This window comes from Rickettsia endosymbiont of Villa modesta, assembly GCF_964026485.1.
GTDB lineage: Bacteria > Pseudomonadota > Alphaproteobacteria > Rickettsiales > Rickettsiaceae > Rickettsia > Rickettsia asembonensis.
On record NZ_OZ032157.1, the window covers coordinates 514,421 to 537,393 of the forward strand.

The following is a 22,973-nucleotide window of genomic DNA, read 5'->3' on the forward strand; positions in this document are numbered from 1 at the left end:
AATATAATAAATATTAAGTTAAATTATGTCATTATTCAACATCAAAAATCATAAAAATGATCTGCTATTTGTACCGCTAGGAGGATCTAATGAAATAGGTATGAATCTTAATCTTTACCATTATAAAGGTAAATGGTTAATGATTGATTGCGGTAGCGGTTTTGCCGATGACTACTTACCTGGTGTTGATATGATAATTGCCGATAGTAGCTTTATAGAGAAATATAAAAAAGATATAGTAGGTCTGATTTTAACTCATGCTCACGAGGATCATTTAGGCGGTGTCCAATATTTATGGAATAGCCTTAAATGTCCTATTTATACTACTACTTTCACAGCAAATTTTTTAAAAATTCGTTTAAATGAATATGATTTTGCTAAAAATATAAAAATTCATGAAGTAAAACCGGGCAGTAAAATAAATCTAGAGCCTTTTTCTTTAGAAATGGTGCCGCTCACCCACTCGGCTCCTGAAATGCAAGCAATTATGATCCGTACGGATGCAGGTAATATTTTACATACGGGAGATTGGAAATTTGATAATGATCCGGTACTTGGGAAAAAAGCCGATGAGGAGCTTCTAAAGTCTTATGGAGATGAAGGGGTTCTTGCACTTGTTTGTGATTCAACTAACGTATTTAATAAAGGAAGCTCAGGTTCTGAGGGAGATGTTAGAAAAAGTTTAGTAGATATCATAGCCGGCTGCCCTCAAATGGTAGTAGTTTCAACCTTTGCATCTAATTTAGCACGGCTTGATACAATAATTCATGCTGCAGGGCTGGCCGGTAGAAAAGTAGTTTTAACCGGTAGAAGTTTGCATCGTATGATGCTTGCTGCTCAAGAAAGCGGCTATTTCAAAGATATTGCTCCTCTAATTAGTGAACGTGACGTTAGTAGATTTAGAAGAGAAGAATTATTAGTAATTGCTACCGGTTGTCAAGGCGAACCTATGGCAGCAACCGCAAAATTGGCTAGTAATTCTCACCAATCTATAAAGCTTGCTCCTAAGGATACAATGATTTTTTCTTCAAAAATTATTCCGGGTAATGAAAAGAAAATATTCAGGCTATTTAATATATTTGTTAAAGCTGGTGTAGAAGTTATTACTGAACGTGATCATTTTGTACATGTTTCAGGACATTCATCGATTGACGAGCTGCAAAAAATGTATTCTCTAATTAGACCGAATATTTGTATACCTGTTCACGGTGAGCCTGTACATATTCATGAACATGTTAAGCTTGCTAAGAAAAACGGCATAAAACAGGCAGTAGAGGTTGAAAACGGTAGTGTAGTGGTGCTTGAACCTAATAATGCGAAAGTAATTTCAAAGGTAGAAAACGGCTATTTAGCTGTAGACGGTAATTATTTACTCCCTGTAGAATCTCCGATTTTCAAAGCTAGAAGACGTATGCGTGAGTCGGGTATCGTGGTAGCGTCAGTAGTAATTAATAAAAAAGGGCTGCTTGCTGCAAACCCAATGCTGTCTATGCCGGGGCTGCTTGATCCGAAAGAGGATATGGCATTAGTTAACCTCATTAAAAATGATATTAAAGAACTTGTTACCATTCAAAATAAACAGGCTAAAAAAGCATTGTCGGATGAACAAGTAATCGAAGCAATAAAAGGAGCAATCCGCAAAACTTTAAAACAGGAAATAAATAAATCCCCTGTAATAATAGTAAATCTTGAGAAAGCTGTGGATTAGAGGAGTTGTTATTGTGAGTAGGGATTGTTTTGTGGTTTGAGAAGCCCACACGATGTCATTCCCGCGGAAGCGGAAATCCAGAAAAAAAGTATAAATACAGAAAATTTTTGAAATTAAAAGCTCGATTTATCTCGCTTTACGCTGGATTCCCGCTTCCGTGGGAATGACATAAACAAGTCATGCAATAATACCTGCAAGCCTGCAAGTGACAAAGAAAAAATAAAATGAATAAATTTAAAAATATTGCGGTTTATGGAGGAGGGAGTTTTGGTACTAGTCTTGCTTCTTTAGCAGCACAAAACTGTAATAACGTTACTTTATTTTTACGTGACGAGGAAATAGCAAAAGAAATTTTACATAAAAAAACTAACATAAAATATTTAGGGGATATTAAATTACCTGCTCATTTACAGGCTACTACAAACTTAGATATAATTAAGAATTTTGAACTAATTATTATTGCAGTGCCGTCTTACGCTTTTGATGACTCAATAAAATTATTAAAAACTCATGGCATTTCTAAAGACAATACTCTTCTAATCGCAACAAAAGGCTTTGCTCGTACCCCTACCGAATTATTTTCAGATAGGTTAAAAACTCTATTACCGCATAGCACTACAGCGTTTTTTGTAGGTCCGAATCTAGCGAAAGAACTAGCTAAAAATTTACCGGCTTCAGCAAGTATTGCAAGTTTAGATATAGCAAATAAGATAGCCTATAATCTAGGTTCAAAAAATTTTACTACTAATGTGACAAGCGATATTGTGACCTTACAAGTAGCAGGAGCGTTGAAAAATATCTTTGCTATTAAAAGCGGGATTGATTTAGCAAGAGAGCAGGGCGAAAATGCAAGAGCAACGCTTATAGTAGCTGCCTTAAAAGAAATTGCTATTTTATCGAAAGCTTTAGGTGGTATGCAAGAGAGAGCAGATATATACCTCTAGTAAATGAAAAATTGTCAAAGAAGTCAGCAAGTGTTATTAAGTAAGAATGGATTTATAGAAAATTAACATCAGTAGAAAAAGAAGAATTAAAGCTTTACCATAGAAGCGAAAGGGATAAGAGGATTTGTGATAGAATCAAAGCTGTTTTCATGTATGATGATAGCTATAGTATTGATGAGATATCGAAAGTGTTATTACTGAGTGATGGGGAGGGATAAGAAAACATTTAATAGATTATCATAATGCTCAGAAGCTTAAGCCTGGAAATGGCGGTAGTGATAGTAACCTTACTAGACAGGAGGAAGCAGAGTTAATAGTTCATCTAGAAAATAATAATTATGTGTATGCTAGAGATATAGGTTTGTTCATAGAACGTCAATATGGAGTAATCTATACATTAGCTGGGGTAATCAAGCTGTTACACAGACTTGGTTTTAGTTATAAGAAACCTAAGTTAATTCCTGGAAAAATAGATTTAGCTAAGCAAGAGGAATTTAAGCTGCAATATAGTTTGCTAAAAAATAATTTAGCTAAAGATGAGTCTATTTATTTTATGGATAGTGTTCATCCTCAATACCAAACTCGAGCAAGATTTGGTTGGATTAGAAAGAATGTAGTTAAAACATTACCAAGTTTCAGTGGTTGGAAGCGTAAACATATTATTGGTGCTATTAATCTTAAGGATTTAGAGGTAGTAACAACTGACAATCCTAAGGTTAATGGTGATTATATACTTCTTTAACTTGAAAAGTTGGAAAATGAATATTTAGATGAGCGAATAATCAATGTTCTTATGGATAATTAATATCTAATACTACCAATTCTTCAGGTAAAAGAAGTATATTATTGAATTTTTAAAGGAATTAGAAGCAAATAATCAAGATAAAAGTAAGATTTATTTGATATGCGATAATGCTGGATATCATAGGTCAAAAAAGGTAAAAGAATATCTACAATACAGTAAAATAGAGTTACTATTTTTGCCAGCATATAGTCCTAATTTGAATCCAATTGAACGACTGTGGGAATTTATGCATTCTGTTGTAAGTAACAATAAATTTTATGCGAATTTTGAGACATTTACTGATTCTATACGAATATTTTTTGAAAATATTGAAAAATATATAAAAATAAAATTTCTTCATTGGTAAATGACAATTTTCAAACCATTGTGCCTAATCATTTTAACAACTCTTCATGTTGAAGAAGTATATATAATATTATTTACCATACCACCCTTATCACTGCTGCAATATTAATCACTTATCCTTTATGGTCTTTAAAATTTAAAAAGAATTATATTATATCTTTATCTTGGTTTGTTGCTACTTTCGTTATATTAATATTTTTCGGTAGTTTACTTGTTATATCAAATAGTTTTGATCAGTTGCAATTAATGTGTTCGATAATTAACTTACTTATAATTGCAACGATATTCAGGTGGCAAGCTACTTTACTTATGACCGTTACAGGCGTGTTTGCCAGCATAGAGTTTTATAAATATTTTATGGATGAGAAGTTATTAATTAGCATAGATAGTTTTCAATTCAAAGTAATATATTTCCTAACCTTATTTAGTAGCCTTTTAATAGTATTCTTAAAACCAAGGCAGGAGCAAGAAAGATTAGTTAACCTAAAAAATACTCATTTAGGTAATAGAGTTAATTATAGAGAGCAGGAATTAGAGAAGTTACTTGATTTGAAACATGAGTTCTTACGTAATATAAACCATGAAATCAATACACCGCTAACCGGTATTATTAGCCTTGGTGAAACCTTATGGGCTAATTATGATAAATTTAATGAAGATCAGCGTCGTGGTGCCGTAGAGATTATAGCTAAAAGCTCTATTAGATTAAATAGCTTGATAAATAATATTCTAGATTTTTCAAAATTATCCAGTCTTAATTATGAACTAAATAAAGAAGATATAAACTTAAGCGAATTGCTACATGAAAGGATTAAAATATGTAAGAAACTATATCTAAACGGCAAAACATTAAATTTTGTATCTGATATTGAAGAGAATATAATATTTGACTGTGATCCTCATTATATTAAACATACATTTGATAATCTAATAATTAATGCTCTCAGCTATTGTAGTGAGGGAATACTAAAAATTGATTTACAAAAGCAGAAAGATAGTATTTTATTCAGTATAAAAGACGATGGAATAGGAGTGCCGAAAGAAGAATTACAAACCATATTCGGTGTATTTGTCGTAAGCTCTAAAACACGTACACCGGCAGGAGGTAGAGGAGTAGGGCTTGCTCTCTGTAAGAAAGTAATAGAACTGCACGCCGGAAAAATTGGGGCAGAAAACGATAAACAGGGCAAGACCCAGTTTATTTTCACGATGCCTTATACTTAGATAGAACTTCAAAAATTGGCGTCGTCGTTTTACAAGATCTGCGGTACTCACGTATTAAGTAACGGCTTCCGTTCCTCGGCTTGTGAACCGATTACTCTTTTTGAAGTTGATCTTCGTATAACTATTATAATTTTAATGTCATTCCGTTGATCGCAGGAATCCAGTATTTTTTGCTGTCATACCGTGGCCCCTCCACGGTATCTATAAAAACAACTTATAGCGTGTACTTTTTAACATTTTTATCTGGATACCGTGGTCAAGCCACGGTATGACATTATTATGAAAAAAATTATTTTTAACAAACAACGAGATTTGATATCAATTATAGCACCGGCATCAGGTTGTCCGGATGCTAGAGATAAATTAAAAGAAGCTATTAAAATACTAGCTTTACATGGTTTTAAAACTTTAATAGATGATAAGATTTTTTTAGGTGATGAATTGCCCTTTTTCGCGGCTCCTAAAGAGGAAAGGCTGAGAATGTTTAAAGAAGCTATGGAAAATGAGCAGGTTAAAATAATTTGGGCTTTTCGCGGTGGATATGGATGCAGTGAATTTGTAGAAGATTGTTTTAATATAAAGCAAAAAGGGGAGAAAATCCTGATGGGCTATAGCGATATTACCGTTTTGCATTTATTACTAAATAACCATTATAATATCCCAACTATACACGGTTCAGTATTAACCTCGTTACTACCGCCTACTAATCAGGCTATTATGCCTATAATAGATATTCTTGAAGGGAAAAAGAGCGAAATACAACTTACACCTATAAATAAAATTAGTGAGGAAAATATAACCGGTAAAATAACAGGCGGCAATTTAACAGTTTTTAGCAAATTAATAGGAACTTCTATTGATTTAAAAAAGGGTAATATATTACTGCTTGAAGATATTAATGAGAAAAGTTATGTCATACATCGTAATCTAGTTCAATTAAAAAATGCCGGTATATTTGAATGTATAGAAGCAATAATTTTCGGTGATTTTACTAAAGGGGATGAATTTGTAGAACAAGCCATAAAAAGTTTTTGTTTAAATCATATTCCACATATAGAAGCTTATAAAGCTCACGGAATAGGTCATGGAGAGGTAAATCATCCAATTATTATGAATCATGGAGTAATTATAAACAGTAATGTTTTAAGCTTTACCAGCCCTTTTGAAATAGTAGAAAACAAATGACAAATTCTATCAGAATAGGTACAAGAAAAAGTCCGCTTGCTTTAATACAAACTAATTTAGTTATTCAGCAAATCAAACAATTTTTTCCTGATATTAATTGTGAAATAGTACCCATTATTACTAGCGGTGATTTAATCCAAAATAAACCATTATACGATATAGGAGGTAAAGCTTTATTTTTAAAGGAAATAGAGCAAGCGTTGCTTGATACAAAAATTGACTTAGCGGTTCATTCTTTAAAAGACGTACCCGGTAGAATACCCGAAGAGCTAGTAATAGCTGCCGTTTTAGAGCGTGAAGACCCCAGAGATGTTTTTGTATGTTTAAATTATAAATCCATAGAAGAGCTGCCGCAAAATGCCGTAATAGGTAGCTCGGCAGTACGAAGAAAAGCATTTATCCAAAAAATAAGACCGGATTTAAAGGTAATGGTTTTTAGGGGAAATGTTGATTCAAGAATAAAAAAGCTAATGAACAGTGAAGTTGATGCAACGATTCTAGCATATGCAGGGCTGAAAAGGCTCAGGGCGTTTAATCCGGAATATTGCCATTTGATAGAGTATTCACAGATGTTACCATGTATAGGGCAGGGAGTCATTGCAGTTGAAATACGACAAAATGATAATGCTATGCTTGAGATATGTAACCAAATTAATCATATTCCTACCTTTGAACTAATAAAACCCGAAAGAGCATTTTTAGAATATCTAGATGCTAATTGCCGTACACCGATTGCTGCTTATTCAAAATATCTAGATGCGGATAATATACAAACCGATTTCATGCTCGGTAATCTCGCCGGCAGTAAAATAACTTTCCATACTGAAACTACAAATACAAAAACCTCAAAAGAATCAGCCATAAAAGCCGCTAAAATGATGTTGGAGCAACTGGATTGATTAGTATTTTATTCAATAAACTAATACTTGTAATAAATAGAATTTAGAGAATTTAGTGATATATAATTTTATTATTAAAAAAGATAATTGGGATGTAAATCTTATGTATCTTAAATTTTTACTTTCTGCTTTATTATTAATTTTTCCACCGATAAGTAAAGCCAAAGCATATGATATAAGTGATACTTTTATAGAGTATTATAAACAGGGTGCAAAGTACTATTAACGCGAATTTAGGATAAGGAAGAAGAGAAGCATGGAATAAGAATAAAGTATTGACAAGTTAAGAGTGTTGGGTTACTGAAGTTTTTCAACAAAAAAACAAGAACCCGACAATGAAAAAATGTATCACAACTTTATTTTATATACTAGACAATTTTTGTGAAATATATGAAGAATGGGAGAAGCAAAAATTAATACCGACAGATAGAAAACGTCGGAGAGAAGGGAATTTAAGCCTTTCAGAGCTTTTAACTATCGTATTATATTTTTATATATCGCCGTGCAAAGATTTTAAGAATTATTATTTATATCACTTATCATATAAATATAGAGGTTATTTTAAATTACCAAGTTATAGTCGAATAATACAATTATGGTCAAGATTAATTCTACCGCTTGGTTATAATGTTGCAACTATTTAGAGGAGAGGAAACAGGAATTTATTGCATAGATTCAACTAAATTATCGATATGTCATACAAAACGTACAAATAGCAATAAAGTATTTAGTGGTATACTTCTTTTACCTGAAGAATTGGTAGTATTAGATATTAATTATCCATAAGAACATTGATTATTCGCTCATCTAAATATTCATTTTCCAACTTTTCAAGTTAAAGAAGTATATAGCTAAAATAGGGATGAGTAGTTATGGATGGTTTATGGGGTTTAAGTTGCATATAGTAATTAACAATAAGGGAGCGATTATGGCGATCAAAATTACCAAAGCAAATAATAGTGATTTATCGGTAGCAGACGATATAACTGATGGATTACAAGGTAAACTCTTTGGTGATAAGGGATATATTTCTAAGGAATTATTTACTAAATTATTAGGTCGTGGATTACGCTTATTTACAGGAATTAGAAAAGATATGAAGAATCATTTATTGGAAATGGAAGATAAAATACAGCTTAGAAAAAGGTCGTTGGTTGAGTCAGTATTTAATGTCCTAAAAAATAATATGAATCTTGAACACTCAAGGCATCGATCACCTACTAATTTTTTAGTTCATATTCTAGCTTGTGTTAATGCTTTTAATATTACTAAAACTAATATTTTAAACTCTTTTTTCGATAATCTTAAACTCTTCTTATCCTAAACTGGCGTTATTATGCTGGTCAATATGATTTAGCACTAAAATCGTATAATAAAGCTATAAAATTAAATCCTAACTTTGCACAATCATATGCAGAAAAAGGTTTAACTTTAAGTAATTTAAAGCAATTTGAATTAGCTACCGAAAGCTTTAGTAAAGCTATAAAATTAGAACCCAAAGATTCAGGTTTATATCTCTTTAAAGATTTAGGTTTATTAAATTTAAATAAGCCAGAGTTAGCACTTGAGGCATTAAATAAAGCGATAGAGTTAAATCCTAATGAAATTGAGGCTTATAAATATAGAGGCATAGCTTTGCTCGCATTAAATAAGCCCAACTTAGCACTCGAATCCTGTAATAAAGCAAAAGAAATAAAAATTAACGATAGCACTTTATATAAATGTAAATATACAGCTTTAAGTATATTAAAAAAATATACTTTAGCACTTGAAGCTTGCGATCAAGCTATTGAATTAAACTCCAATGATTCATATGCATACTATATTAAAGGTTCAATTTACAATAATTTAAGAAAGACTGATTTAGCTTTAGAAGCTTATAACAAAGCTATAGAGAGAAACCCTAATAATTGGGAGTTTTATTTTAGTCAAAGTATAGCATTAAATAGGCTTGAAAGATATGAACTAGCACTTGAAGCAGCTGATAACGCTATTAAATTAAATAATACTAATGCTGACTTATTTGTTTTTCAAGGTATGATTTTAAATAACCTGAAGAGATATAGCTTAGCATTAGAAAGCTTTGATAAGGCTATAGAATTAGCACCTAACGAGGCAAATGCTTACGCAGATAAAGCAATAGTTTTATCACATATGGGTAAGTATGATTTGGCTCTTGAAACAATAAATAAGGCACTAGAGTTAAATCCTGAAGACACTATAAACCAAGACGTTAAACAAACTATATTAAAAAATCAAGAAACGAAAGAATTTTTACTAAAAAAGTTAGGTAAATAACTAACATAAGATATTTAATGCTGGCGGATAGGGTGGGATTCGAACCCACGGTACGGTTGCCCGTACGCCAGTTTTCAAGACTAGTGCCTTAAACCGCTCGGCCACCTATCCAAGAAGATTCATACCAAATAATCTTATATATTTCAAGGGAAATCTTGAAATATATAAATTTAAATTACAAATCCAAATTGCTCTTTCACTTCGTTAACCGTTTCAGAAGCTCTAATTCTTGCTTTTTCTGCTCCTTTGTGCAGTATTTTTAATAAATATTCTTTATCATTCATTAATTCTAAATATTTATCACGTATCGGTTGTAGATTTGTAATAATAATTTCTGCTAAATCTTCTTTAAATTTTGCAAAACCTTGGTTCTGATAATTATTGATTATTTTTTCTAAACTTTCTTCGGATAAACTTCTATAAATATCTAATAAATTACTAATTTCCGGTCTTGTTTCTTTATCATAGCTAACAAAGCTTAAATGATCAGTTTTGGCTTTTTTTATTTTTTGATGAATAAGGTCATTATCATCTTTCAAATTAATACGAGCGAAATCAGATATATCAGATTTACTCATTTTCTTTAATCCATCCCGTAAGCTCATGATTCTTGTACCTGAACCATTAATTAGCGGTTCAGGAACTTTTAGAATTTCTTTATCAAATTTTCTATTTATCACCCCTGCAATATCTCTTGTTAGTTCTAGATGCTGTTTTTGGTCTTCACCAACAGGTACTATATCGGCTTTATATATCAATATATCCGCTGCCATAAGAACCGGATAGGAAAATAATCCAAGGCAAGCCTTTTCTTGGTCACTACCGGCTTTATCTTTAAATTGGGTCATTCGCTTTAACCATCCAAGCGGTGTAACACAATTTAGTAGCCAAGCAAGCTCTGCATGCTCTTTCACCATACTTTGAGCAAAAATTGTAACTTTATTAGGGTCAAGACCTGATGCTAAATATATTGCTAGACTTTGCATAATAGATTTTTTAAGCTCACTTGGTCTATGTTCTATGGTTATAGCATGCAAATCTGCCAAGAAGAAAAAGCAATTATATTCTTCCTGCATTTTAACCCAGTTTTTAATTGCACCGAGATAATTACCGAGATGTAAAGAACCGGTCGCTTGCACACCGGAAAGAACAGTTTTTTTCATTATAATACCTTATTTATTTTACTCGCTATAAATTTATGTTATAAATACCATTTTAATTAATAATTATTTAATAATTATGCTTTGGCGTTTAAGAATTTTATCATTTTACGGATTATTATCGTTATTTACATTTATTTTTTTTCTTATATGTTACATACCCGTAACATTTTTCAATGTCAACTATCAAATAAGATATAGAATCGCCATTATTTTTTCTTATGCTTTTGTGTGGCTTGCAAAAATTTGTTGCGGTCTTAAATATAAAGTAGAGGGGCTTGAAAAATTACCGAAAACAATCTCAATAGTCGTGTCTAATCACCAATCCTTTTGGGATCAAATGTTTATGCAACTGATTATTCCTAAACATTCTTGGGTATTAAAGCGTGAATTATTTAATATACCCTTGCTTGGTTGGGGGCTTCGGATGGTTAAACCTATTGCGGTTGACCGTGGTACTAATAGCTCGGTTGCTCAGATTTTAAGAGAAGGTCAGGAAAAAATAAAAGAAGGATTATGGTTGATAATATTTCCGGAATCAACCAAAGTCCCACCTGATAGAACAGTGAAATTTAAGCCGAGTGCCGTAAAGCTTGCTTCAATTACTAAAGTTCCAATTGTAATGATGGCTCATAATGCCGGTTTATTTTGGCCTAGAGGCTTTTGGTTTAAGCAGCCGGGGACTATAAAGGTAAAGATTATAGGTGTAATAGAACAAGAAGAAATAGAGCAAACTGACGTACGTATACTTAATGACAAGGTTGAGCAAATTATTAACAGTGAAAAGCAAAAATTATTAAATTAATATTAGGTTTTAAAAATAATTAGTATAGTTCTTATGGAGGTATTTATGGGAAGTACAGCACCGTTAAAATTAATTGCAGTTATCGATAGTAAGCAAATGATGCTTTACGACGCGTTGGGGATTAAAATTACTACTAATAAACCTTTAAAATTATCTTTGGATTTAGAGGAGCATCACCACCATAGAGAAAAAAGACAAAGCCTTTACCAAAATAAATCTACACCGGCTTCGTTATTTGAGCCGCATACTTCGCTAAAAGATATAGAACATAAAGAAGCAGCAAGGAGCGTTATTAAACATTTAGAAAAAATAATGGCTGCTGATCAAGCTAAATATAAGGAATTGATTATTGTAGCAGAACCGCAAATGCTTGGATGCGTTAGACAAGAGCTTAAAAACGTTCTAAAAAAGATGATTACTAAAGAAATCGCTAAGGATTTAGTGCAACATAGTGCGGATGCAGTTGAGAGAGCAGTATTTTCTTAGGTCATATAGTATTAACATCTTTTTCGTCATTGCGAAGAAAAACTGTAAGTTCTGACGAAGCAATCTCGTGCCAAAGTCCTGAGATTGCCACACTCCTTTCAGTCGCTCGCAAGGTATTGTTGCGTGGACCGGTAAAACCCACTATGTCACCCCGTGGCTTGACCACGGGGTCCATAAAAACAATAAAAAACACTACTAATTTTAGTATTTTTAACTGGATACCGTGGTCAAGCCACGGGATGACATAGGTGAAATTGATCCACGCAACAATGCCTGCTCGCAATGACGATCATTTAGCGATGTCGTCTAAAAATTTTTCAAACTGTTTTAAATTATAGCTTTCAAATTTACCGTTTTCTGCTTGCTTAAATGATTCTAATGTTTCTTTATTAGGAATCTTAATATGTGGTTTGAAAGGCAAACCACCGCTATTTATACATTGATTTAGGAATATCCTCATAACTTCCGACATAGTCATCCCCATTTGCTTAAATATTTCTTCTGCTTCTGTCTTTGTATCTGCTGAAACACGTAATCTAATATCTACCGTATTCATAATATAGCTCCATTCAGTTATTATCCGCTATTTTAGTATATATGGCGGCATGCGTCAATACAATCAATTATTTAGTGATAGTGTTTTAAAATATAAGAATAGTTGCACTAATAAGAAAAAGTGGTAAAATATCATATCGAACAAATTAAATATTATGAATAATTATGCCGCAAATTTATTTTAACGGTCCGGAAGGGCGCATTGAAGGAAGATATGCAAAAGCTACCTCGCCTAATGCTCCTATTGCATTAGTTCTTCATCCTCATCCTTTATATGAGGGTAATATGAATAATAAAGTAGTTTATAATACCTATAAAATTTTAGCAGATAACGGTTATACCGTCTTACGTATTAATTTTAGAGGAGTAGGGGGATCGCAAGGTAAATTTGATAATGGAGTCGGTGAAGTTGTTGATGCTGGGGCAGCTCTCGACTGGTTACAGCAGAATAACCCAAATGCTCAGTCTAATCTGATATTAGGCTTTTCTTTCGGAGCATGGATAGCTATGCAGCTTGTAATGAGACGTCCGGAAATAAATCATTTTATTGCTATTTCGCCGCCGGTTAATACAATTCATAAATATGACTTCTCTTTCCTTTCACCTTGTCCCATCCCAGGGTTTATATTACAGGGAAATAATGATAGTATAGTATCGGCAGATGATGTAAAAGACCTAGCAAATAGATTATCTAAGCAACAATCCCATATTAAAGTTGATTATAAAATTATCAATGGGGCTGACCATTTCTTTCGTTATAAAACTGAAGAATTTTCTAAAGCAATAAGTGATTATTTAATAACGATCCAATCTAATTATCATCACCATAATAACAATGTAAATGAAGAAATTAGTAAGAGCCAAAAGAAACTATTTTTATATTAGTTTTATCTTATCCGTCATTGCGAGTAGGCGTTGCCCGCGTGACTCAATTTCACCTCTGTCATCCCGTGGCTTGACCATGGGATCCAGTTGAAAATACTAAAATATTAGGTATTCTTTATTGTTTTTATGGACGCCGTGGTCAAGCGAACTAGGTGACACAGTGGGTTTTACCGTTCCACGCAGCAAGGCCGTAGCGAAGTGCGTTGTTGCATGGCTTGTTTTATATCATTCCCGCGAAAGCAGGAATGACATGATACAACAACACCTATAATTCTAAATAAGCTTCTATTGCCAAAATTAATATTTCATCTTTTTTAGCATCTAACTCTTGAGTTAATTCTTCGTAAATTTGCCTATCCGATAGAGAAGTAAATTTTTTAAATAGCTGCACTAATTTTAAAGAAGGGATAATACGAAAAGCATCTTTTAATATTTTGGTCTTTTTATTAACATTAAGCTTATCATTTAAATTAAAGTAAAATTCTAGTAATTCATCGTTATAAAAATTTAAATCTATAGCTGTTTCCAAATAATCTATAGCATTAGCTGTATTATTACTTTCTACTTCTTGCTTTGCTGCTAATAAATAATACTCAGCAATTTCCGGCATAGACTCATGTTTATGAAATTTTGTGAGCTTATTTGTTATAAAAATAAATTTCGTCCATAGAGAAAGTCTAGCATAACAACGCATTAAAGTAATTAAATTGTCACTATCAAGTTCATTGAAATTATAAGCCTTTGTTGCGTAATTTTCTGCTTTCTCATACAAGGATTTATCATAATAAAGTTTTGCTAGGTTTTTGCTACCGTAAAAAACAAATTCTTTAGATGTAATAAGTTTTTGAAAATAGGAAATTTTTCTATCTACATCCTCTTCAGTTACGGCTAAGATTAAATTATGGAATTCTTGAGAATCTTTTAGATCTTCAGAAGATAAATTTTTGCAGGCAATAGAAGCAGATTTAGCTTTATTACTCATAATATATTCGGCAAAAGCTAAAATTAAAGTATATCTATCATGATTAACTTTTCGTTTATTAAAAATATTATGTATTTTAGACGGTAAATCGATAATTAATATTAGAAATCTAATTACAATAAAACAAGAAACTAATAATAATAACCCTAAAATAAGACTAAAGAACAAAGTAGTCTCAATATTATAATCGTATAAACTAATAAAAACTTTTGAATCAAAGCTCTCTATTAAAGTAAACCCGAAATAAAGCAGTAAAAAAGTAGCACATATTAATAATAACCTAAACATCTTTATTTATAAACTCCTGCATAAATTTTTCTGAATAAAGAAAATCGATTAGATAGTTTAATTTCTCTAAAATTAGAGCTTTATCTTGTTCTTTTATTATCATAGCAGAAGGTTTTTTCTCAATTTTGATAAATTTCTCCAACCATTTATGGTTGGTAGGAAAAATTACTTCCGTACTACTTGATTTCGAGAAAAGATAATTATTATTATATGCTTCTAGGCTAGTTAAAATATTCTTTATATCTAGAGGTAACCAGTTGAAATATAAGGTTTTTAGTTCTTTGCTATAATCCTTATCTTGCATGAAATTATATATTAATAGATTTACATTTAATAAATAATTAATATAGTCAATTGATCCCCATCCACCTACATCGTCACTCGTCGCTCTCCTATTAGTCATAGGCTTTGCTTCTTGCTCTTTATCTCTGGATGAGACTGAAATAGTTTCTAGTTTCTGTGCAGGCGGTGCTTCAGGGAACTTTAAAGAACTTACGTAATTTAAAAGCGACTTAGTAGATAATAGAGGGGCTGCTTCCTTTTCTTCTGCAGTATTTTCTTTATTTTCTACTACTTGATCAGGAATTTGACTTAAATCTTTATTTTCACTTTTAAACAGTTTTAAAATATCGGCTCTATTATGATAAAAAGTAAAAGAAGATAAGACGAATATTACCATTGCTATAAAAAAGATATTTTTGCTTTTAAATAAACTATCAAATTTTTGCATTTTCGGATAATAACTTGATTATATCGTTAGGGTTTTGATCATCACAATAAACCACATTTTTTATAAAAGGTCTAACTATATTTGCGACTTTCAAACTTATAGCTACAACTAAACTATCTTGTAAATATTCTAGTAAATTATTTTGAAGTAATAATCTTAAAAAAGTTTTAGCACTATTCTGAGAATAAAGTAATATGAAATCAATAGACATCTTCCCAAACTCTACTTCTAGAGGTAATTTATACGTCGATCCGGTACTCGAATCCTCACGTACGCTTGTGTACGCTGCGGTTCTGCGTTCCGTGTTTCCTTTAAATTCCTTTCTATAAGCGACTTTAGAAAGATATCTAATATTATTTTCAAATTCTTTTATAACAGATAACGGCAACTCATTCAAATATTCTACATTATAAATGATATGTCTAGCTATTTTATTAGGCAAATCTTTAGTAATTTCATTTGAAGATAAATATATAGTCTGCTCATATAAATCAGGAGGAAAATGCTTAATCAAATCTTCCACGTTTTTAGCAGTATAAATTACTTTCTTGCCTAATAATCGTTTTGACTTACTACCTACTACCCAAATATCTTGTTTTAAGTTATGACCGGCTAAGATATTTGCTGCGTATTTACTAGTAATTATTATATTTGAGTAATTATCTAAAATATCAATATTAAAATCTAGAGCTTCATATTTAATTAAAGGACAATGAATATAACGTAAATCTAAATTATATTTACTTATTTCTTTTATAGTTTCATTATTTTCTTCAATATTTCTAGTTAATAAAACCGATTTCATACAATATTTGTACTCCAATATAAAAAGCAACTGCCCAAATAATAATAGCAGCTATTTTATTAATCATGGTTAAAATCGTACTACTTTTATTTAGCTTTCTGATATTATAACCTGCAACTGCTAAAGAAAAAAACCATATCCAAGATATAAATATACAAGTTAAGGTAAACATAATTTTTGCAATACCGTTATACTTTAAAGCACTAGTACCTATTACTATAATCGTATCCATAATAGCATGAGGATTTAATATTGACACCGATATAGCAAATAAAATTTGTTTTTTAGCTGAAAAAGCCTCGGAATTCATTGTAAGGTCAATAGGCGGCTGATTCCAAGTATTATATCCCATATAAATTAAGAAAATAAATCCAACAATAAATATAGATAATTTTAACCAAGAAATTTCAAGAATTAATAAAGATACCCCAAGAACTGCCATACATATAAGAATAGTATCACATATTGAGGCTGCAATGATGCTAGATAAAGCCTTGCTAAATTTTGGCTGTTTTGCTCCTTGATTGAATATAAAAATATTCTGTACTCCGAGCGGCACTATTAAACCAAGAGCTAAAACAATACCATGTAAAAAAGCACTTAATATATCATTCATTGTAATTTAGTTTTTATTTTTAATAATATTAACAAAGCGGGGATAGTTATAATAGTAGTAAATAAAAAGAAATTTTGCCAACCGAAATTTACTACCATATAGCCTGAAATTATAGGAAAAATTGAGCGCGAAATCCCCATCATCGACGAAAGAAAAGAATATTGAGTAGCTCGAAATTTACCTTGGCATAGCGAAGAAATAAAAGCTATATAAGCAGTCATCGTCATACCACCGGTAATACTTTCTATTCCTATCGTGATAAATAATAGTAAAGAATTTTTACCGTTTATTTCAAGAAAAATAAATAAAATATGTCCTAAAGCATGAATAATCCCAAATAAAAATATACTATTTAATATATTTGTATGTTTCATAATAAAGCCGCCGAGTAGTCCGCCGATTATAGCTCCTACAACACCCCAAAACTTTCCAACACTTGCTATCTCAAAAGCATCATACTCAAGATGAAGCAAAAACGTATTAATCATAACATTGATTAAGTTATCCGGTAATCTATATAATACTAGGAAAATTAATATAAGAATAATGAAGTATGCGAGGCTGATGTCATTCCCGCGGAAGCGGGAATCCAGAAAGATCTTTAAGACATTAGAATAATAACGTTTTATAAAAAATTCATTCTTATTTTGGTTGTTTTCTGGATTCCCGCGGAAGCGGGAATGACATATTTTTTCTTCAACGAGACCAAAGGAATTAGTATATCTAGAAGCTAAAATAAGTAAAATTAAATAAATAAATACTAAGCCGGCAAAGATTTTATATATTTCATTAAATGTAAAATAAATAGATAAATAAATAGCCCCGGAACCGGCTAAAAGCATACCGACCCGATAACCGAATATATATATTCCTGAAGTAAACCCAAGCGATTCTTTAGGTACTATTTCCGTTCTTAAAGCACTTAATATAGTATCTTGGGCTGCACTAAAAAAAGAAATAATTAAAGCCGTAAAGGTAAATAATACTAGATTAATACGAGGATCTAGAAAGCTGAAAATATATATAAGAAATATTAACGCAGTACTAGTTAAGCAAATCCAAGATAATCTATGACCGAATATTTTGTTTAAATATTTAATTTGCACTGCATCAAAAATCGGTGCTAACAAGAAATTAATAGAGTAGGGAAGCGTTATGAATGATAATACACCGATTGTTTGCAGTGCTATATCTTCTTTAGCAAGCCAATAATTTAAAGTATTACCGGTAATCATTAGATTAAAACCGCTAATAAGCCCAAACAACCAAATAATACATAAACGAGAGTTATTTAACATGAATTTATATATTTGTTAATTTTATAGCCCACATGACGGATTCCCCCGCCTACGCGGGAACGCATTAAAAATAATAAAAAAATTCTGTAAATCAGAATTTTTTACTGGATTGCTTCGTCAATTACTTACGTAATTTCCTGGCAATGACGGAAAAAACGATCCATGCAACAATGCCACGCGGGAATGACATCGAGTAGGTTTTTCGAGTCATGCAACAACCTCACCTGACAATTGTTGATAAGGATATAATTTAGCGAATTTTTTGCTCTCCATACTCGATAATAAAATGAATAGTTTAAATTATATATGATTTAAGTTAAGAAGAGAAAGAAAAAATAGTTATAATCTTTTTAGAAATCTTCACAGAGCCTAATAATTATTGCTCTTTTTGTTATTAATTGTTAAAAGCCGTACATTAATTTTTTATAAATATAAATGTCTCGTACGAGAGATCAATTAAATTTTGATCTAGCACTTGAGCAATTAGAAGATAGCGAATCTCTAAACTCAAGAGATAAAGCAAGGTTAGAAAAAATTTGCTCTTTTCAAGTAGAAGACGGAATGGTACGTTTAGAGGTAGCAAAGGGTTATGATTGCTTACTACGTCTTTATCTAGACAAAAATGCTACTTTAGTTCAGCAATATAAAGCGATTAAAAACGGTAGTTACGGTTTAGATACTTTATATACTAAAAAAGCTGCGATTAATTTAGCTAAACTCATTATTTTAGGTCACGAAGAAAAAGTAAAAGAAATAAAAAATGATGATGATTTCCTAAAATATTATAGCGGTTATACAGCGGATGAGATTCCTTTTTTAAATAGTTTAATCTCTCTTAATATACCGGAACTTACTGCTAGATGTTTATATAGGCTTAGCTTAATTCACTTACTAGGCAGGTCATCTTTTAATGAAAAACCTATACAAACTGATTATAAACTTGCCATAAGTTTGCTATTCATGCCGGTGCAGTAATAGCCTCTAGTTTACTAAATAGCGATTTAGATAGTTTCTATAGATTGCATATTGTTATGGATTCTAATGACCCTGTTAGTCAAGAATCAATGGAAAAATTAGCTTCCATGAAATATATCAGAGATTATTCTATAGATTTTTCTACTTTTCCTGAAAATATATTAAATCAAGCTTTAGCCGATAAGAAAATAAAATTTTCGGATAATTGGTCTAGTTTAGTAATGTATAGATTATATTTTGATCAAATCTTTCCTCATCTAGATTCTATATTATATCTTGATGCGGATATTGTAGTGTTGCATGATTTGAATTCTCTTAAACAAATGTGTAAAAGAAATATGGCTCATTCTTATAAAAATAGCGGGATAGTATTTTTAAACTTAAAAAATATGCTTTTAGAAACTTTAAAAAATTCAAAATGTGATTTTTCTTTTCCTGATCAAGATTTATTAAATGTTGCATTTCAGCATTATATACCTCTAGTAAATGAAAAATTGTCAAAGAAGTCAGCAAGTGTTATTAAGTAAGAATGGATTTATAGAAAATTAACATCAGTAGAAAAAGAAGAATTAAAGCTTTACCATAGAAGCGAAAGGGATAAGAGGATTTGTGATAGAATCAAAGCTGTTTTCATGTATGATGATAGCTATAGTATTGATGAGATATCGAAAGTGTTATTACTGAGTGATGAAGGGATAAGAAAACATTTAATGGAAGTGTTGAGAGATAAGAAATTAAGTAGAGAATTATAGGAAGGATATTTTTTTGGAAGAAATAGTGTTTAAGATTAAGATAATTTTTGTTCAGTATATTCTTTAACTTGAAAAGTTGGAAAATGAATATTTAGATGAGCGAATAATCAATGTTCTTATGGATAATTAATATCTAATACTACCAATTTTTCAGGTAAAAGAAGTATATATACAAAATTAGTAAAAATCAGTGGAGATTTTGTTATTATCTATGCGTTATCCATTATAATATTAGCTAGCCGTTAAAACGGTTAAGCGTTTCAAATTAAAACATATAGCATTCATAAATTCCGAGAATTGATTTTTGGCAATACCAATATATCTGACACGTTTATTATCTTGTGAGAATACTCTTTCAAAAGGTGCTCTAATTTTTGTATAATATCTATCAAGGTCAAAATTTTTATCTTTCATGTTATTTTTCTTTACAGCACAAAGATGCACTTCTTGCCTAGTTGCTGTATCTTTGGTAGACTTTGTACAATATGCTTTATCTACATATGCAGCACCGGAGCGTGGCATAACGTGTTTAAAACCTTTGCTACCAGTAACATTTGCAGGGGTAACTGCAACCTTATTAATAATCCCTGATTGGATATCAACGCTAACATGTTTTTTATAACCATACCAAAACTTATTACCTCCTTTACAACCAATTTTAGCTTGTTTATCATTCGCAACTTTGGGCAAAGTCTCATTATTTAGCTTGTCATATTTTTGCTTCCTCAACTCATCACGTTCTGTCCAAAGACTAGCTTTTGAGATCAAATGAGAGGCATCTACAAAGGTAAATACCTCGCTCATATAACCTTGCTTTCGTAGTTGTTCTCTAAAGTTTGCAAATATTTTTGATAGTAAGTTAGTACCTATTTTCTTACGTATTTTACTAAACACACTATAATCTGGAGTCGTCTCTGTAAGAGCAAAATCACAAAACCATTTGCCGGCATTACTATCAGCCAAATAACGTTCTAATTCTCGATCAGATAAGTCTTCCATAAATTGTAGAAGTAAACATTTAAATAACCTCAATGCTCCATAGCCTTTATAATTAGCTTCAGTTTCTATCGCTAATAACTCTCTTGCAACTGCTTTGAAATTAAATTAACTTTTAAATTTACGATATTGATGTTCCGGGCTAACTAATTCATCTAAACTGACCATTGTTATTTGATGCTCTGACATTTTTTACTTTCTTATTTTTTTATCACATTAAAACCTTTTACTCTTCATAGCTCAACACTCCCATAAGATTTTGTACAGTGATATTAATAATTTAAACTAATATCCTTGTATAAAACTTAGGATTGACTAACCATTTTTTCGGGTACTACTATTTTATCAAATTCTTCTTCGGATAAAAGATTGAGTTTTTTAGCTGCTTCTTTTAAAGTTATTCCGTGCTTATGAGCTTCTTTAGCAATTTTTGCAGCATTATCATAGCCTATATGCGGATTAAGAGCTGTAACAAGCATTAGAGATTTATCACGTAAATCATTAATGCGTGCTATATTGGGTTCTAATCCTTTAACACAGTGAGTAACAAAGCTATTTACGCTATCGGATAACAGCTCTATAGATTGTAGGATATTGTATATTATTACAGGTTTAAATACGTTAAGTTCAAGATGTCCGTTTGAGCCGGCAATAGTAACCGTAACATGATTTCCCATCACCTGACTGCATACCATTGTTAAAGCTTCGACTTGGGTAGGGTTTACTTTACCTGGCATAATCGAAGAGCCGGGTTCATTCTCAGGTAAATGCAGCTCACCAAGACCGCATCTTGGACCGGAGCCGAGCAGTCTTATATCATTTGCTATTTTCATTAAGCTAACTGCTATAGTATTAAGAGTTCCTGAAAATTCTACTAGTGCGTCGTGGGCAGCTAGACTTTCAAATTTATTAGGAGCCGTCTTAAAAGGTTGTTTAGTAAACTCTGCCACTTTCTCAGCAAATTTTATATCAAAGCCTATTTTTGAGTTAATACCTGTGCCGACTGCTGTTCCACCTTGAGCAAGTAGATAAACTTTTTTTAGTGCATCTTCTATGCGTTCTAAAGCATACTCTATTTGTGTAATATATCCAGAGAATTCCTGTTTAAGAGTTAAAGGAGTTGCATCCTGTAAATGGGTACGTCCTATTTTTATGATTTTATCCCAATCTTTTGACTTGTCTTGCAAAGAGGTAAGTAAATTATTCAAAGCCGGTATAAGTTGCTGTTTAGTTGCAAGTACGGTGGCTATATGCATAGCGGTTGGAAAAGAGTCGTTGGATGATTGTCCTTTATTAACATGATCGTTAGGATGTACTGGAGATTTGCCGCCTTTCTTGCGTGTTAATTCTTCATTAGCAATAGAGGCAATAACCTCGTTCATATTCATGTTTGTTTGTGTACCTGAACCTGTTTGCCAAACTACTAAAGGAAAATTATCCTCAAATTCACCTTCTAAGATTCTATCAGTGGCTTTATCGATACTTGTAGCTATTTTAGCTTCTAAATCACCAAACTCATAATTAACCTGTGCTGCACATTTTTTAAAAATAGCAAGAGCACGAATTAAAATTTCAGGCATTTTTTGTTTGCCTATTTTAAAATTTTCTAAAGATCTTTGAGTTTGAGCTCCCCAATAAAATTTTTCTTCTATCTGAATTTCTCCAAAAGAATCGCTTTCGGTTCTGTAATTTTTCATAAATTGTTAAATGTTATATAATTATCTATTTTTTTCATAAAATGATCACTTACTACATTCAAATCTAATTGCTGGGCTAATTTAGCAAAGCTATAATATAATTTGTCTGTTAAAGAAGCTTTTTTTAGATTCTTAGCAATAAATATTAATGTGCTTTCTATCATAAGATTACGATTAAAACTATAAAATTTTTGCCAATGTTCGTTATATTTAGGTTCAGAAGATTCTATATAATCGGAATATATAGGTTTAGTAATTACTGCTTTACCTTGATATATACTTCTTTTACCTGAAGAATTGGTAGTATTAGATATTAATTATCCATAAGAACATTGATTATTCGCTCATCTAAATATTCATTTTCCAACTTTTCAAGTTAAAGAAGTATATATCAAATATAGTATCATTAATTAATCTTTCATTCTTGAGATTATTGATCACTTTATCAAAAAAATTATTTAATATAGCCGTTGTTATCTCTTCTTCTGTAAGTTCATTTATAAATATGTCTAATTATTTTTCAAAACTCTCGATA

At 31.3% G+C, this 22,973-nt stretch carries 18 protein-coding genes, 1 tRNA gene and 6 pseudogenes; 14 read left to right on the forward strand and 11 right to left on the reverse strand.

The window, feature by feature from the left end; all coding sequences use genetic code 11:
• Positions 1 to 25: 25 nt before the first annotated feature.
• From AC5584_RS02850 to AC5584_RS02890, 9 genes and pseudogenes are all read left to right on the forward strand, one after another.
• Complete coding sequence (locus AC5584_RS02850; RefSeq protein WP_499216776.1) at positions 26 to 1,708, forward strand: ribonuclease J; 1,683 nt, start codon at positions 26 to 28, stop codon at positions 1,706 to 1,708.
• A 224-nt stretch (positions 1,709 to 1,932) separates the two neighbouring features.
• Positions 1,933 to 2,649 (forward strand): annotated as a pseudogene (locus AC5584_RS02855) (NAD(P)H-dependent glycerol-3-phosphate dehydrogenase); the annotation flags it as partial.
• Positions 2,650 to 2,992: 343 nt separating this feature from the next.
• Positions 2,993 to 3,394: a winged helix-turn-helix domain-containing protein gene (locus AC5584_RS02860; RefSeq protein ID WP_499216777.1), complete on the forward strand. Its 402-nt coding sequence runs from the start codon at positions 2,993 to 2,995 to the stop codon at positions 3,392 to 3,394.
• Between the two features lie 103 nt (positions 3,395 to 3,497).
• The gene (locus tag AC5584_RS02865) at positions 3,498 to 3,803 is read left to right on the forward strand and encodes a transposase (RefSeq protein ID WP_499216927.1); all 306 of its coding nucleotides are present in this window, start codon (positions 3,498 to 3,500) and stop codon (positions 3,801 to 3,803) included.
• A 56-nt stretch (positions 3,804 to 3,859) separates the two neighbouring features.
• A pseudogene (locus AC5584_RS02870) lies at positions 3,860 to 5,026 on the forward strand (sensor histidine kinase); the annotation flags it as partial.
• Positions 5,027 to 5,305: 279 nt separating this feature from the next.
• Positions 5,306 to 6,211, forward strand: coding sequence for an LD-carboxypeptidase (locus AC5584_RS02875; RefSeq protein ID WP_499216778.1), 906 nt, complete (start codon positions 5,306 to 5,308; stop codon positions 6,209 to 6,211).
• Positions 6,208 to 7,110: a hydroxymethylbilane synthase gene (gene hemC / locus AC5584_RS02880; protein WP_499216779.1), complete on the forward strand. Its 903-nt coding sequence runs from the start codon at positions 6,208 to 6,210 to the stop codon at positions 7,108 to 7,110. The genes AC5584_RS02875 and hemC overlap by 4 nt, the downstream gene beginning before the upstream one ends.
• Before the next feature lie 335 nt (positions 7,111 to 7,445).
• A pseudogene (locus AC5584_RS02885) lies at positions 7,446 to 8,434 on the forward strand (IS982 family transposase).
• Positions 8,428 to 9,408 (forward strand): tetratricopeptide repeat protein, encoded by a 981-nt coding sequence (locus tag AC5584_RS02890; RefSeq protein WP_499216928.1) that lies wholly within the window; start codon positions 8,428 to 8,430, stop codon positions 9,406 to 9,408. The pseudogene AC5584_RS02885 and the gene AC5584_RS02890 overlap by 7 nt, the downstream one beginning before the upstream one ends.
• A 21-nt stretch (positions 9,409 to 9,429) precedes the next feature.
• Here AC5584_RS02890 and AC5584_RS02895 read toward each other — a convergent pair.
• Both AC5584_RS02895 and trpS read right to left on the reverse strand, forming a co-directional pair.
• Positions 9,430 to 9,519, reverse strand: a tRNA-Ser gene (locus tag AC5584_RS02895).
• A 59-nt stretch (positions 9,520 to 9,578) separates the two neighbouring features.
• Positions 9,579 to 10,571 carry a tryptophan--tRNA ligase gene (trpS, locus tag AC5584_RS02900; RefSeq protein ID WP_499162953.1) on the reverse strand — a complete coding sequence of 331 codons (993 nt, stop codon included), beginning with the start codon at positions 10,569 to 10,571 and terminating at the stop codon, positions 9,579 to 9,581.
• 76 nt (positions 10,572 to 10,647) lie between these two features.
• Between trpS and AC5584_RS02905 the strand changes: the two genes are divergently transcribed.
• The 3 genes and pseudogenes from AC5584_RS02905 to AC5584_RS02915 all read left to right on the forward strand — a co-directional run.
• Positions 10,648 to 11,373: a lysophospholipid acyltransferase family protein gene (locus tag AC5584_RS02905; RefSeq protein ID WP_499216780.1), complete on the forward strand. Its 726-nt coding sequence runs from the start codon at positions 10,648 to 10,650 to the stop codon at positions 11,371 to 11,373.
• Positions 11,374 to 11,418: 45 nt separating this feature from the next.
• Positions 11,419 to 11,859: a host attachment protein gene (locus tag AC5584_RS02910; RefSeq protein WP_499216781.1), complete on the forward strand. Its 441-nt coding sequence runs from the start codon at positions 11,419 to 11,421 to the stop codon at positions 11,857 to 11,859.
• Between the two features lie 131 nt (positions 11,860 to 11,990).
• A pseudogene (locus tag AC5584_RS02915) lies at positions 11,991 to 12,104 on the forward strand (palindromic element RPE4 domain-containing protein); the annotation flags it as partial.
• A gap of 44 nt (positions 12,105 to 12,148) precedes the next feature.
• Here the strand turns inward: AC5584_RS02915 and AC5584_RS02920 are convergent.
• Complete coding sequence (locus AC5584_RS02920) at positions 12,149 to 12,415, reverse strand: type II toxin-antitoxin system RelB/DinJ family antitoxin (protein ID WP_499216782.1); 267 nt, start codon at positions 12,413 to 12,415, stop codon at positions 12,149 to 12,151.
• Between the two features lie 164 nt (positions 12,416 to 12,579).
• Between AC5584_RS02920 and AC5584_RS02925 the strand changes: the two genes are divergently transcribed.
• A complete protein-coding gene (locus AC5584_RS02925) occupies positions 12,580 to 13,299 on the forward strand; it encodes an alpha/beta hydrolase (RefSeq protein ID WP_499216783.1) in 720 nt (239 codons plus the stop codon).
• A 265-nt stretch (positions 13,300 to 13,564) separates the two neighbouring features.
• On the opposite strand, the gene AC5584_RS02930 is transcribed toward AC5584_RS02925, so the two are convergent.
• Genes AC5584_RS02930 through AC5584_RS02950 form a run of 5 tightly spaced genes read right to left on the reverse strand, consistent with a single transcriptional unit; the run spans position 13,565 to position 18,018 of the window.
• Positions 13,565 to 14,569: a tetratricopeptide repeat protein gene (locus AC5584_RS02930; RefSeq protein WP_499216784.1), complete on the reverse strand. Its 1,005-nt coding sequence runs from the start codon at positions 14,567 to 14,569 to the stop codon at positions 13,565 to 13,567.
• The gene (locus AC5584_RS02935; protein WP_499216785.1) at positions 14,562 to 15,299 is read right to left on the reverse strand and encodes a palindromic element RPE2 domain-containing protein; all 738 of its coding nucleotides are present in this window, start codon (positions 15,297 to 15,299) and stop codon (positions 14,562 to 14,564) included. Before AC5584_RS02935 ends, AC5584_RS02930 begins: the two co-directional genes overlap by 8 nt.
• Positions 15,286 to 16,104 carry a palindromic element RPE1 domain-containing protein gene (locus AC5584_RS02940; RefSeq protein ID WP_499216786.1) on the reverse strand — a complete coding sequence of 273 codons (819 nt, stop codon included), beginning with the start codon at positions 16,102 to 16,104 and terminating at the stop codon, positions 15,286 to 15,288. Before AC5584_RS02940 ends, AC5584_RS02935 begins: the two co-directional genes overlap by 14 nt.
• Positions 16,082 to 16,720 carry a LysE/ArgO family amino acid transporter gene (locus tag AC5584_RS02945; RefSeq protein WP_499216787.1) on the reverse strand — a complete coding sequence of 213 codons (639 nt, stop codon included), beginning with the start codon at positions 16,718 to 16,720 and terminating at the stop codon, positions 16,082 to 16,084. Before AC5584_RS02945 ends, AC5584_RS02940 begins: the two co-directional genes overlap by 23 nt.
• A complete protein-coding gene (locus AC5584_RS02950) occupies positions 16,717 to 18,018 on the reverse strand; it encodes an AmpG family muropeptide MFS transporter (RefSeq protein ID WP_499216788.1) in 1,302 nt (433 codons plus the stop codon). Before AC5584_RS02950 ends, AC5584_RS02945 begins: the two co-directional genes overlap by 4 nt.
• Before the next feature lie 450 nt (positions 18,019 to 18,468).
• Between AC5584_RS02950 and AC5584_RS02955 the strand changes: the two are divergent.
• Positions 18,469 to 19,469: pseudogene (locus AC5584_RS02955) on the forward strand (glycosyltransferase); the annotation flags it as partial.
• A 507-nt stretch (positions 19,470 to 19,976) separates the two neighbouring features.
• Here the strand turns inward: AC5584_RS02955 and AC5584_RS02960 are convergent.
• From AC5584_RS02960 to AC5584_RS02970, 3 genes and pseudogenes are all read right to left on the reverse strand, one after another.
• Complete coding sequence (locus AC5584_RS02960; RefSeq protein ID WP_499216929.1) at positions 19,977 to 20,813, reverse strand: transposase; 837 nt, start codon at positions 20,811 to 20,813, stop codon at positions 19,977 to 19,979.
• 233 nt (positions 20,814 to 21,046) lie between these two features.
• Positions 21,047 to 22,438 carry a class II fumarate hydratase gene (fumC, locus tag AC5584_RS02965; protein ID WP_499216789.1) on the reverse strand — a complete coding sequence of 464 codons (1,392 nt, stop codon included), beginning with the start codon at positions 22,436 to 22,438 and terminating at the stop codon, positions 21,047 to 21,049.
• Positions 22,435 to 22,945: pseudogene (locus AC5584_RS02970) on the reverse strand (hypothetical protein). Before AC5584_RS02970 ends, fumC begins: the two are co-directional and overlap by 4 nt.
• Positions 22,946 to 22,973: the final 28 nt, after the last annotated feature.